The sequence below is a fragment of the Plasticicumulans sp. genome, from assembly GCF_035331805.1.
In the GTDB taxonomy this organism is placed as follows: Bacteria; Pseudomonadota; Gammaproteobacteria; order Competibacterales; family Competibacteraceae; genus Plasticicumulans.
The window spans coordinates 1-11,202 of sequence record NZ_DAOLKE010000096.1; the positions used below are offsets into that span (position 1 = coordinate 1).

12 protein-coding genes and 1 pseudogene are annotated in these 11,202 nt (G+C 73.2%); 7 read left to right on the forward strand and 6 right to left on the reverse strand.

Annotated features, from left to right (window positions below; genetic code table 11):
- Positions 1 to 6 precede the first annotated feature (6 nt).
- Complete coding sequence (locus PKE44_RS08840; RefSeq protein WP_324550202.1) at positions 7 to 1,323, reverse strand: Hsp70 family protein; 1,317 nt, start codon at positions 1,321 to 1,323, stop codon at positions 7 to 9.
- A 125-nt stretch (positions 1,324 to 1,448) separates the two neighbouring features.
- Here PKE44_RS08840 and PKE44_RS08845 point away from each other — a divergent pair, with 125 nt between their 5' ends.
- A complete protein-coding gene (locus PKE44_RS08845; RefSeq protein ID WP_324550205.1) occupies positions 1,449 to 2,273 on the forward strand; it encodes a UPF0149 family protein in 825 nt (274 codons plus the stop codon).
- Between the two features lie 68 nt (positions 2,274 to 2,341).
- Here the strand turns inward: PKE44_RS08845 and PKE44_RS08850 are convergent, their stop codons facing one another.
- The 3 genes from PKE44_RS08850 to PKE44_RS08860 all read right to left on the reverse strand — a co-directional run bounded on the left by PKE44_RS08850 (position 2,342) and on the right by PKE44_RS08860 (position 5,562).
- Complete coding sequence (locus PKE44_RS08850) at positions 2,342 to 2,683, reverse strand: hypothetical protein (RefSeq protein WP_324550207.1); 342 nt, start codon at positions 2,681 to 2,683, stop codon at positions 2,342 to 2,344.
- A gap of 135 nt (positions 2,684 to 2,818) precedes the next feature.
- A complete protein-coding gene (locus PKE44_RS08855; protein WP_324550209.1) occupies positions 2,819 to 4,195 on the reverse strand; it encodes a glutamine synthetase family protein in 1,377 nt (458 codons plus the stop codon).
- Positions 4,192 to 5,562 carry an aspartate aminotransferase family protein gene (locus tag PKE44_RS08860; RefSeq protein WP_324550211.1) on the reverse strand — a complete coding sequence of 457 codons (1,371 nt, stop codon included), beginning with the start codon at positions 5,560 to 5,562 and terminating at the stop codon, positions 4,192 to 4,194. Before PKE44_RS08860 ends, PKE44_RS08855 begins: the two co-directional genes overlap by 4 nt.
- 161 nt (positions 5,563 to 5,723) lie before the next feature.
- Between PKE44_RS08860 and PKE44_RS08865 the strand changes: the two genes are divergently transcribed.
- Genes PKE44_RS08865 through kdsB form a run of 5 tightly spaced genes read left to right on the forward strand, consistent with a single transcriptional unit; the run spans position 5,724 to position 8,730 of the window.
- The gene (locus PKE44_RS08865; protein ID WP_324550213.1) at positions 5,724 to 6,335 is read left to right on the forward strand and encodes a MotA/TolQ/ExbB proton channel family protein; all 612 of its coding nucleotides are present in this window, start codon (positions 5,724 to 5,726) and stop codon (positions 6,333 to 6,335) included.
- Positions 6,332 to 6,760, forward strand: coding sequence for a biopolymer transporter ExbD (locus tag PKE44_RS08870; protein WP_324550215.1), 429 nt, complete (start codon positions 6,332 to 6,334; stop codon positions 6,758 to 6,760). The genes PKE44_RS08865 and PKE44_RS08870 overlap by 4 nt, the downstream gene beginning before the upstream one ends.
- A 53-nt stretch (positions 6,761 to 6,813) precedes the next feature.
- Positions 6,814 to 7,770: a tetraacyldisaccharide 4'-kinase gene (gene lpxK / locus PKE44_RS08875; RefSeq protein WP_324550226.1), complete on the forward strand. Its 957-nt coding sequence runs from the start codon at positions 6,814 to 6,816 to the stop codon at positions 7,768 to 7,770.
- Between the two features lie 3 nt (positions 7,771 to 7,773).
- The gene (locus PKE44_RS08880; protein WP_324550217.1) at positions 7,774 to 7,953 is read left to right on the forward strand and encodes a Trm112 family protein; all 180 of its coding nucleotides are present in this window, start codon (positions 7,774 to 7,776) and stop codon (positions 7,951 to 7,953) included.
- A gap of 6 nt (positions 7,954 to 7,959) precedes the next feature.
- Entirely contained in the window at positions 7,960 to 8,730 is a 771-nt protein-coding gene (gene kdsB / locus PKE44_RS08885; RefSeq protein WP_324550219.1) for a 3-deoxy-manno-octulosonate cytidylyltransferase, read from the forward strand.
- On the opposite strand, the gene PKE44_RS08890 is transcribed toward kdsB, so the two are convergent.
- The gene (locus PKE44_RS08890) at positions 8,727 to 8,996 is read right to left on the reverse strand and encodes a hypothetical protein (RefSeq protein ID WP_324550222.1); all 270 of its coding nucleotides are present in this window, start codon (positions 8,994 to 8,996) and stop codon (positions 8,727 to 8,729) included. The two genes, kdsB and PKE44_RS08890, sit on opposite strands and share 4 nt — an antisense overlap.
- Before the next feature lie 29 nt (positions 8,997 to 9,025).
- Here PKE44_RS08890 and PKE44_RS08895 point away from each other — a divergent pair, with 29 nt between their 5' ends.
- Positions 9,026 to 9,586 carry a low molecular weight protein-tyrosine-phosphatase gene (locus tag PKE44_RS08895; protein ID WP_324550224.1) on the forward strand — a complete coding sequence of 187 codons (561 nt, stop codon included), beginning with the start codon at positions 9,026 to 9,028 and terminating at the stop codon, positions 9,584 to 9,586.
- A gap of 316 nt (positions 9,587 to 9,902) precedes the next feature.
- On the opposite strand, the pseudogene PKE44_RS08900 reads toward PKE44_RS08895, so the two are convergent.
- Positions 9,903 to 11,202, reverse strand: a pseudogene (locus PKE44_RS08900) (hypothetical protein); the annotation flags it as partial.

The window sequence follows — 11,202 nt, forward strand, 5'->3', positions numbered from 1 at the left end:
GTCGCGTCAGCCGGCGAGCACGGCCAGCAGCCGTTCGACCAGCAGCGGCGCGTGGAACACGCCGCCGTTGAGCAGCACGGCATCGGGCAGCGCCAGCCCGTCCGCGGGCGCGGCCTCGCCGAGCGCGCTGCGCGCCGCCGCCTGGTGCCGGCCGAGGAAGGCAGCCAGATGGCGGGTGATCGCCGCGTCGGCCGCGTACGGCAGGCCGAACTCGACCAGCGCCGCGCGCCGGCCGGCCGGGCGGTCATCGGCCGCGCAGACCGGGAAGAAGCCCTCGACCAGCCACTCGCGCACCTCCTCGCGCGTGAACTCGACCGAGCGCGCCGCGCCGAGCAGCCGCGAACCGCTGCCGAGCAGCGTCACGCGCACGCGCTCCGGCGCCTCCACGGCCAGCAGGCGCTCCTTGGCGCGCCGGCACTGCTGGATCAGCTGCGCGAGCTGACCGGCGGCGAGCCGTTCGCCGTCGGCGAGCAGCCGCCGTTCGGCGACGTGCGCGAGCATCAGGTCCATGTTGTCGCCGCCGAGCATCAGGTGCTCGCCGACCGCGACGCGCGTCAGCCGCGGCGGCTCGCCGTCGGCGGTCTCGACGCGGATCAGCGTCAGGTCGGTGGTGCCGCCGCCGACATCGACGACGAGCAGCAGGCGCACGCCGGCGAGGCGCGCGTCCAGATCGCCGCCGTGGCGCGCGATCCAGTCGTAACAGGCGGCCTGCGGCTCCTCGACCAGCCGCAGCTGCCGCAGGCCGGCGCGGCGCGCGGCCTCGACGCTCAGCAGCCGCGCGGTCTCGTCGAAGGACGCCGGCAGCGTCAGCACGATGTCCTGCGCGGCCAGCGGTGCTTCGGGCCGTTCGTGGTCCCAGGCGGCGCGCAGGTGCGCGAGCGTCGCGGCGCTGGCATCGACCGGCGAGACCTGCGCGATGCCGGGCTCCGCGCCCCAGGGCAGGCAGGCGGCGGTGCGGTCGATGCCGGCGTGCGACAGCCAGCTCTTGGCACTCGCCACCAGCCGGCCCGGCACGCGGGCGCCGAGTTCGCGCGCCAGCTCGCCAACGATCGCCGTGCCACCGGCATCGACGGCCGCCGCGCCCCAGGGCAGGGCCAGATCGGCCGCCGGCAGCTCGCCATCGGCCGGGTGGTAGCGCATCGAGGCGAGCATCGGCAGCGCCGCGACCTCGCCGGGGGCGACCGACTGCGCGATCGGGAACAGCTCGATCGCCGGCGCAGCGGCATCGAGCCGCGCAAAGGCGAGCAGCGTGTGCGTGGTGCCGAGATCGATGCCGACGGCGTAGCGGGCGGCGGGCGCGGTGGCCCCGGGAGCGTCGTTCATGCGCGGCAATCCTGCCCGGACGGGCGACTGGGGAGCGGCGGCATTGTAGGCAGCGCGCTTGCGCCTGGCTCCGGCCGCGGCCGATGATGCCGCGCCCCTGTCGTCACCGCGCGTGGACTGCCGCCATGACCGAATTTGAAGCGCTGACCGACTCCGAGCTCGACGAGCTTGACGAATTCCTGTTCGCGCAGATGGAGGCGGGCCGCCAGACGATGCTGCTCGGGGCCGCGCACGGCTTCTACACGGCCGAGCTGTGCGGCCCGCAGCCGATGCCGTTTTCCGATGCGATCGACCTCGTGCTCGGCGAGGCCGCATTCGAATCCGAACGCCAGCACCGGCGCCTGCGCGCGCTGCTCGGCCGGCTGTGGCTGGAAGTCGAGGCCCAGCTCGATGCCGGCGAGGACTTCGAGCCGCTGCTGCATCAGATCGAAGGCGACGACGGCCAGCCGCAGACGCTGTTCGCGGACTGGTGCCTCGGCTTCATCGACGCCGTCGAGAACAGCGAGGCCTGGCAGGAACGGCTGGCCTCCGACGCCCCGCCCGACGAGATCGGCAGCCCCGAACAGCTGCTGGAGCAGCTGCCGGCCAGCGTCACCGTCGCGCTGACGCCGATCGTCACGCTCAGCTACCGCGGCCTCTGGGAGGCGCAGCAGATGGTGCTGAAGGAAGGCGGCGAACTCGATGAGCAGGACGCGCTCGACCTGCCGGCGGTTTTCCGCGACGAGGTCGCCGAACTCACGCCGCAGCAGGTGCAGACGATGATCGACCTGATCGGGCCGTGCGTGCTCAGGCTCGACGAGCTGAACGCCGACTGGCGCGCCGACAGCGACGCGGCGGCGCAGATGCCGGTGCGCGTCGACAAGATCGGCCGCAACGATCCATGCCCGTGCGGCAGCGGGCGCAAGTACAAGAAGTGCTGCGGCGCGGCCGCCAACGACCCCGGCGCCTGAAGCGTGCGGCAGGGGTTTGCGGAAGCAGCGCGGGAACGAAACGGCCCGGGAACGGCCGGCAGGACGGCTCAGGCGCTGCGCGCCGCCGCCACCAGCCGCACGCGGCTGCGCGTGGTCGGCACCGAATAGCCGCTCCCCTGGTCGCCGAGGCGCACGAAGGCGAGCACGCCGTCCAGGCGCTCGACGCGGCCGATCTCGCAGGTATCCCGCAGTTCGACGTAATCGCCGGGGCGCAGCAGCGGCAGCGCGCGACCTTCGCGGATCGCGGCCTCGACCTCTTCGGTCCAGTCGAGCTTCGACTTGCGGTTCGTTGCGGCGGAACGCGGCGCGGCGGATGAAGCCGCCTGGCTGCGGGCACGGTTCGGGGTCGTGTATTCGAAGCCGAGCGGTACGAGTTCGAGCGAGAGCATGCGCAGCCCTCCATGGCAAGGGGTGGGAAGATCGGTTCCGTGACCGGTGCATGCTAGGTCTGCCCGCCGTTCGCCGGCCAGCCTGCCGGAGCGCGCAATCGTGAACAGGTGTCACGATGCGCGCCCCCCGGGAACTCAGAGTCCCGATCCCCAGCGCCAGTCGGCGTCGGTGACCTCGGCTTCGAAGCGCTCCCATTCCTGGCGCTTGATCGCCGTGAAGATGCGCAGGCAGTCCGCCCCGAGCGCCTCGCGCAGGAATCCGGAGGCCTCGGCGCGCGTGATCGCCTCCCGCCAGCTCGCCGGCAGCCGCTCGCCGGCCTGCTCGTAGCCGTTGCCCCGGACCGGCGGTCCCGGCTCCTCGCCGGCCTCGATGCCGGCCCGCACCGCGGCCAGCACGACGGCGAGCACCAGATACGGATTGGCATCGGCGCCGGCGACGCGGTGCTCGATGTGCCGTGACGGCGCCGGCCCGGCCGGCACGCGCAGCCCGACCGAACGGTTGTTGATGCCCCAGAGCGGCGTCATCGGCGCGTAGCTGCCGGCCCGGTAGCGGCGGTAACTGTTGGCGTGCGGCGCGAACACCAGCTGGCAGTCCGGCATCGCCCGCGCCAGCCCGGCGATCGCGTGGCGCAGCAGCGGCGTGCCGGCCGGGTCTTCGGACGCGAAGCGGTTGCAGCCGTCGGCATCGGCGAGGCTGACGTGCACGTGCAGGCCGCTGCCGGAATGGCCGCTCAGCGGCTTGGCCATGAAGCTCGCGTGCCAGCCGTGGCGCGCGGCCGTGCCTTTCACCAGCCGCTTCCACAGGATCGCCTCGTCGGCGGCGCGCAGCGCATCGGCGCGGTGATGCAGCGTCAGCTCGTACTGGCCCGGCGCGAACTCCGAGATCGCGGTCTCCGACGGCACGCCCTGCACGGCCGCATGCGCGTGCAGCTCGGCGAGGAACTCCCCGACCGCGTCGAGCGCATCGAGCTCGTAGACCTGCGTCGCATGGGGCCGGCTGCTGACCGGGCGCGGCCGGCCCCCGGCGACCGAGGCGGCGTCGAACAGGTAGAACTCCAGCTCGCAGGCCACCACCGGCCTCAGGCCCAGGGCTTCGAGCGCGGCGACGCTGCGCACCAGCGCATGGCGCGGGTCGCCGGCGGCCGGCCGGCCGTCGAGTTCGTGCATGGTCAGCAGCGCCTGCGCAGTCGGCCGCGGCTGCCACGGCGCGCGCGCCAGTGTGCCCGGCACCGGCACGCACAGCCGGTCGGCATCGCCGTCGTCCCAGACCAGACCGCTTTCATGCACGTCGTGACCGAGCAGGTCGAGGCCGAGGATCGAGCCGGGCAGGTAGCGGCCGTGCGCATATACCGGCGGCAGCTCGTGCGGGCGCAGGCGCTTGCCGCGCGCCACGCCGTTGGCATCGGTCAGCAGCAGGTCGACGGCTTCGAGATCGGGGTGGGCGGCGAGGAAGCGTTCGGCCTCGCCGGCCGCAGCCGTGCCGGCATTCCCGGCAGCATTCTGGGCATTCATGATGCGGCTCCGGTGAGTTCGCCGAGTGCGGCATCGAGCACATCGAGCAGCCGCTCGAGGTCGGCCTCCCGGTGCTCGGGACTCAGCAGCAGCATGTTGTGGAAGGGCGTCACCAGCACGCCGCGGTTCAGCCAGTACAGGTGCAGCAGCCGTTCGAGCGCCGGATCGGCGGCGGCGAGCGATTCCGCGGCGCTGCGCGGCGGCTGCGGCCGGAACACCAGCTCCTGACGCGCGCCGAGGCGCACCACGCACCACGGCAGCCGGTAGCGGCCGATCAGGCGTTCGAGGCCGTGCTGCAGCTGCCCGGCGAGCGCGAACATGCGCGCGTAGGCGGCATCGGTCATGACCTCCTCGAGGTTGGCGCGCACGACGGCGAGCGTCAGCGCCCCGGCCGACAGCGTCGTGCCGAGGCCGGAATGCCCGTCGGCGACCGGCTGCCGCACGCCTGCCAGCGCGCGCTCGACCCCGGCACTCAGGCCCCAGGCCGCCGCCGGCAGGCCGCCGGCGAGCGGCTTGCCGAGCGTGACGAAATCCGGCGCGAGCCCCCAGGCACGCGTGCAGCCGCCGGGGCCGGCGCTGATCGTGTGCGTCTCGTCGATCGCGAGCAGCGTGCCGTGGCGGCGGGTCGCGGCGCGCAGGTGCGCGTGGAAACCGGGCTGCGGCAGCACCAGTCCGGCGTTGGTCAGCGCCGGCTCGGTCAGCACGACGGCGATGTCGCCGCCCGCGAGCGCGGCATCGAGGCCGTCCGGATCATCGAAGCCGACGACGACGGTATGCGCGGCGCAGTCGAAGGCCGGGCCGAGCTGGCCGGGCCGCGGCCGGCTGGCACCCTCAGGCCCGAGGCGCACCAGCGTCTCGTCGACGGCGCCGTGGTAGCAGCCGTCGAACACCAGAATCTTCCGGCGGCCGGTCACGGCGCGCGCGACGCGCAGAAGGAAGCGGTTGGCGTCCGAGGCCGTGGTCGCGAACTGCCAGTACGGCAGCCCGAAGCGCTGCGCGAGGTTCCCGGCCACGGCGATCGCATCGGCGCCCGGCAGCATCGTCGTGTAGCCGAGGCCGGCCCGCGCGCGCAGCATTGCCGCGACCGGCTGCGGCGCGTGACCGAACATCGCGCCGGTGTCGCCGAGACAGAAGTCGGCGTAGTCGCGGCCGTCGGCATCGCGCAGCTGCGCACCGGCGGCTGAATCGAGGAACAGCGGGAAGTCCAGGCCCCAGTCGCTCATCCAGTGCATCGGCACGCCACCGGGCAGATGCGCGCAGGCCTCGCGGGCGAGCCGGGCGGAAACGGGGTGCTCATCCCTGTAGCGCTGCCTCTCCCTGGTCGCGAGCGCGGACACGCGCCCGGATTCGATGCCGGCAGGACTCAAGGTTTCAGCTCCGACGGGAAGGAAGCCTCCGACTATAGAACCGCCGGGACAGCGTTCCGGCCCCGGCGCGCTCGCGCTGTCAGCCGCGCGTGCCGCTGCCGTCGCGGGGGCTTCGGGTATCATGCCGGGCTTTCCAAGGACCGCCGGGGCGGGAGGACGCTGTGTACGAACTGGTCAAGGCCGGTGGCTGGGTGATGGTGCCGATCCTCGCCTGCTCGGTGCTCGCCCTCGCGATCATCCTCGAACGCGCCTGGGCGCTGCGCCGCGCGCGCGTGCTGCCGCCGTCGCTGGTCGCCGACCTGCGTCACTGGGCCGAGCAGGGCGGGCTGCAGCTGCGCACGCTCGATGAGCGCACGGCGCGCTCGCCGCTCGGGCGCGTGGTGTTCACGGCGCTCGCCAACCGCCACCTCGGCCGCGAGGTGGTCAAGGAGTCGATCGAGGACACCGGCCGGCACATCGTCTTCGAGCTGGAGCGCTTCCTGAACACGCTCGGCACGATCGCGACCATCGCGCCGCTGCTCGGCCTGCTCGGCACGGTCTCGGGCATGATCAACATCCTCGGCGTGGTCGGCACGCACGGCAGCGGCGACTTCAAGCTGATGGCGAGCGGCATGTCCGAGGCGCTGGTGGCGACCGCCTCCGGCCTGCTGGTGGCGATCCCGGCCGTCGCCGGCTACCGCTGGCTGCGCGGGCGCGTCGACGAACTCGTCGTCGGCCTCGAAAAGGAGGCGCTGCTGCTCGTCGATCTGCTGCAGGCCGGGCGGCCGGCATGAAGTTCCGCGCCCGCCGCAGCGAGGAACCCGAGGTCATGCTGATCCCGATGATCGACGTGATGCTCGTGCTGCTGATCTTCTTCGTCGCGACCACGACCTTCGTGCGCGAGACCGGCGTCGATCTCGAACTGCCGAGCATCGACCAGCCCGTGCGCCCGCACGAGGACCGGCCGCTGGTGCTGAACATCGACGCCGGCGGCCGCTACGCGCTCGGCGACACGCCGCTCGCGCAGCAGACCGAGGCCGCGCTGCTCGCGGCGCTGCGCGAAGCGAAGGCGAACGCCGGCGCCGACACGCGCCTGATCATCAGCGCCGATCGCAACACGCCGCACCAGTACGTGGTCACGGCGCTCGACCTGGCCGGCAAGGCCGGGCTCGGCTCGATCGGCATCGCCGCGCTGCCGAAAGACGGCCCGCAGCCCTGAGCCGTCGCGCCCCCGCGTACTGGTCGCGGCGCGGCCCGCTCGCGATCGCGCTGCTGGCGCCCGCCGGCCTGTACGCGGTGCTCACGGCGCTGCGCCGGCTCGCCTACCGGTGCGGCTGGCTCGCCAGCGAGCGCCTGCCGGTGCCGGTGGTCGTGGTCGGCAATATCTCGGTCGGCGGCACCGGCAAGACGCCGCTGCTCGCGATGCTCGCCGAAGCCCTCAAGGCCCGCGGCTACCGGCCCGGCCTGATCGCCCGCGGTTACGGCGGGCGCTCGACGCACTGGCCGCGCCTGGTCGATGCGGACTCGGACCCGCTGGAAGTCGGCGACGAACCGGTACTGCTTGCGGGCCTCACCGGCTGCCCGATGGCGGTCGGCCCGGACCGGCCGGCGGCGGCGCGCCGGCTGCTCGCGGAGCATCCCGAACTCGACCTGCTGCTCGCCGACGACGGCCTGCAGCATTACCGGCTGGCGCGCGATCTGGAGATCGCCGTCATCGACGGCCGCCGCCGCCACGGCAACGGCTGGCTGCTGCCGGCCGGGCCGCTGCGCGAGCCGGTCTCGCGGCTGGCGACGGTCGATTTCGTCGTGATCAACGGCGAAGGCGGCAGCGTGCAGCCCGGCGAATACGCGATGCGCGTCGAAGGCGACACCTGCGTGAACCTCGCCGATCCGACGCTGACCCGGCCGCTCGCGGCGTTTCGCGGACGGCGATGCCTGCATGCGCTCGCCGGCATCGGCGATCCGCAGAAGTTCTTCGCGAGCCTCGAAGCCGCCGGACTGGCCTTCGAACGCCACCCGTTCGCGGATCATCACGCCTGCCGCCCGGACGAACTCGACTTCGGCCCCGGGACCACGACGCTGATGACCGGCAAGGATGCCGTAAAATGCCGCGGCTTCCCGGGCAACCAAGCGCGCTGGTGGCTGGCCGTGCAGGCCGTCACCGAACCCGATCTGGCCGCGGCCCTGGCCGCGCGCCTGCCCCCGCCCCGCTCCGCCGCCGAGACCTGAGCCATGGACAAGAAACTCCTCGACATCCTCGTCTGCCCCGTCAGCAAGGCGCCGCTGGTCTATGACAAGGAGCGTCAGGAACTCAAGTGCAAGGCGAGCCGCCTCGCCTACCCGGTGCGCGACGGCATCCCGGTCATGCTCGAAGCCGAAGCCCGGCGCATGGCCGACGATGAACCGGTCTGAACGCCGATGACCGATGCCACGGTTGATTTCCGCGTCGCGATCCCGGCGCGCTACGCCTCGACCCGCCTGCCCGGCAAGCCGCTGCTCGCGATCGCCGGCCGGCCGATGATCGAGCACGTCTGGCGGCTGGCCTGCGCGAGCGGCGCCCGCGAGGTCGTCATCGCCACCGACGACGAACGCATCCGCACCGCGGCCGCGGGCTTCGGCGCCGAGGTGGTGATGACGCGCGCCGATCACGCCTCCGGCACCGACCGCCTCGCCGAAGTCGCAGAACAACGCGGCTGGCCGGACGAGGCGATCGTCGTCAACGTCCAGGGCGACGAACCGCTGCTGCCGCCGGCACTGGTGCGCCAGACCGCCGAAGCACTCGCCGCCGACGCGCTCGCCGGCATCGCGACGCTCGCCGCGCCGCTCGCCGCGCACGAACTGTTCGATCCGAACGCCGTGAAGGTGGTCTGCGCCGCCGATGGCCGGGCGCTGTACTTCAGCCGCGCCACGATCCCCTGGGACCGCGACCGCTTCGCGCGCGGTGAACGCGAGCCGGACCCGGCGCTGCCGTACTGGCGGCACATCGGCCTGTATGCGTATCGCGCCGGGGTGCTGCGCGCGTATCCGCGACTGGCACCGTCGCCGCTGGAGCGCGCCGAAACGCTGGAGCAGCTGCGGGCGCTGTGGCACGGCATCGCGATCCGCGTGCTGTTCACCGACCCGGCACCGCCGGCCGGCGTCGACACGGCCGAGGACCTGCGCCGTGCCGAAGCCGCGCTCGGCGGCTAGAGCGCGGCGAGCAGCGCCGGCAGGCCGGGCAGCAGCGGGTTCAGCGCATCGCCGCGCGGACTGAGCAGCGCTACCGTATGGGTCTCGACGGCGCGGCGCGTGGCCTCGCCATACTGGTTGGCCTGGATCGACGGCTCGGCGCCGACGGCTTCGAGCACCAGCGACGGACCTTCGGGCAGCAGCTCGACGATCCGGCAACGCTGGCCGAGCCAGTCGAGTTCGCGGCCGATCAGGCCGGTGAGTCGGGCAGTATCGGGCAGGGGCATCGGAGGTGCCTGGCGGCAGGAGGACGGTGATGGGATTGTGGCAACGCCTCGGCAGTGTGTTCAAGAACGACCGTCAGGCCTCGCAGCCGCTGCGGCGCGATCCGAAGGTCGCGGTGCGCGTGCTGATGGTCTGTCTCGGCAATCTGTGCCGCTCGCCGACCGCCGAGGCCGTGCTCGCGCACCTCGCCGTGCAGGCCGGGCTCGGCCGGGTCATCGAGATCGACTCCTGCGGACTGTCGGCCAGCAACCGCGGCGAACCACCAGACCGGCGCGCGCGCGAGGCCGCCGCCCGGCGCGGCTACTCGATGGACGACCTGCGCACGCGCCGCTTCGATCGCGACGACCTGAACTACTTCGAATACGTGATCGCGATGGACCGCGAGGTGCTGGAAACCCTGCAGGGCTACTGCATGACGCCGGTCCAGGACGCGAAGCTGCACTTGCTGCTCGACTACGCCCCGCAACTGCCCGAGCGCGAGGTGCCGGACCCGTACTTCGGCGGACGCAGCGGCTTCGAGCGCGTGCTCGACCTGATCGAACCGGCCGCAACCGGCCTGCTCGCCCACCTGCGCCGCGAATACCGGCTCTGAGTCCGGTCATGCCGCGGCCGAGCGAAAGCGGTGCCGGTGCCGGCTTTGCGTGTCGTGCCTTGCCGAGGCATGTCACGGAATCCGAGGAATCCATGGATTTGCCCGGGCCGGCAGCACGCAGGATGCGCTGAGGAACGAAGCACATCGTTCGCGCAAAGCGCTGGAAGGCACGGGAATCTCGATCTCGGCCCGAATTTCGCGAGCGGTGCGCCTCCTGCGCCGGCACATCCTGCGGCTGGGCCGCGCAGACAGCACGAAGGGGCGCCGGAAAGTCCGGCGCCCCTTCTTTGCTGCTGGCGCTCCGCGGGCTGCTGCGTCAGCGCGCCGCCTGCGGCGGGGTCGGCTCGCCGTCGCTGCCGGCCGTGCCGGTTTCGGTCGCAGCCAGCGCTTCCGGCGGCGTGACCGGCGGCTCGACAAGCTCAGGCTCTGCTGCCGGTCCGGGGCTTGCCGGGGCCTCGGCCGCTGCAGCCGCTTCGGGTGTCTGAACCGGCGTTTCAGCCGGCGCTTCGCCCGACGCGCTGGTGTCGTCCGCGTCCGTCACCGTCGTTGCGGCCGCTTCGGTACCGGCCAGCACCTCCGGCGTCGTGACCGGTGCCTCGGGCAGCACGGGCTGCGGCGCATCGACCGGCAGCGGCGGCACGACGACTTCAGGCTGCCCGTCCGGCGCGGCCTCGATGGCCGGCGTGTCCGTCGCCCCGGCCATTTCCGGGACCGGCGCTTCGGTTACGGCTACGGCAGCTTCGACCACCGTGTCGCCGGCCTCGACATCGCCCATGACCTCGGCTGGCGTCTCCGGCGCTTCGGCCGGCATATCGGCGATGGCACCGGCAGCGACCTGCGCCTCGCCGAGGATGTCGGCAACCGCTTCGGCCACGGCCTCGGCGATGCCGCCGTCGACGACCGGCACCGGCGCATCCTCCGGCACCGCCGCATCTTCCGGCACCGGTTCCGGCACCGGCGCATCTTCCGCGACCGGCGCGGTTTCGGCAGGCACTGCGGCTTCGGCCGGTGCATCGGTGGCCGCCGCCGGCGCCTCGACCGGAGCCGCGGCTTCGGGCACAGGCGCCGGGGTTTCGACCGGAACGCTGCCGGCGGCCGCTTCCATCGTTGGCTCCGCTGCGGTCGTCCCGGCGGCATCGGTCGTGACCGGCGCCTCGCCCGCCACCGCCTCCGCTGCGCCGGCCACGGCGACCGCGGTCACGGCAGCAGTCGCCAGGCCGGTGACCGGCTCCGGGGCTCCGGTGACGGCATCGGCGTTGGCCAGCGTGCCGCGCGGCAGGCGCGGCCGGCCGTTGCGCACGTAGCGACCGGCCGGCACCGCGAAGCTGCTGCGCGCCGGTGCGGCTTCGACGGACTCGACAGCTTCGGTGGTTTCGGTGGTTTCGGTGGTTTCGGTGGACGCGAAGGATTCACCGCCACCGGCCTCGACCGCGGCGCCCGCTTCGGCCGCCGCGTCACCGCCCTCGCCGGCTTCCAGCTCGGCGCCGGTTCCGGCTTCGCGCTCGTTGCCGCGACGGCGACGACGGCCACCGCGACGGCCGCGACGACCGCCGCGCGCTTCATCACCGGCATCGTCGCCACCGGCCCCATCCCCGGCTTCCGCCGGAGCGCGCACG